This window comes from Pseudoalteromonas sp. 1181_04 (assembly GCF_052850545.1).
The window spans coordinates 1-516 of sequence record NZ_VXCS01000095.1 but is presented as its reverse complement, the minus strand read 5'-3'; the positions used below and the strand labels follow the sequence as shown (position 1 = coordinate 516).

1 protein-coding gene is annotated in these 516 nt (G+C 51.0%); it reads left to right on the top strand.

Annotation, left to right across the window (positions count from 1 at the left end; translation table 11 throughout):
• A partial coding sequence (locus FW757_RS23180; RefSeq protein WP_446441787.1) for an Ig-like domain-containing protein occupies nt 1-516 on the top strand: 516 nt, incomplete at both ends.

Sequence of the window (516 nt, the reverse complement as noted above, 5' to 3'; positions counted from 1 at the left end):
ACGGATGGCAGTTATACAGTAACCGCCAGTATTACCGATGCGGCAGGCAATACCGGCAGTGACACCGGCACTGGCAGTGTGGATACCTTAGATCCGTTGATCAGTATCAATAGCCTCGGTGCCATTAATGATGATACGCCGACACTCAGTGGCACCTCGTCAGAGCCAGCAGGAACTATTATAAATCTTGTTGTGACCGATAGTGTCGGGACCAGTACCACGCTTAGTGCAACGGTTAATACCAATGGTGAGTGGGCGGTCACCTCGCCAGTCCTCGGCGATGATGATTACACGGTGGTTGCGAGTGTCAGTGATGCAGCGGGCAACAGCAACAGTGCCACTGATACCTTTACACTTAACACCTTAGCGCCGAGTATTACCATCAACGCGATAGGTGAAACCAACGACACTACACCGACCATTAACGGCAGCAGTGATGCGCCAGATGGCAGTGTTGTCACTGTAGTGATAAATGATGGAATAAACCCCGCAGAGACAGTTCAAACCACCGTAACT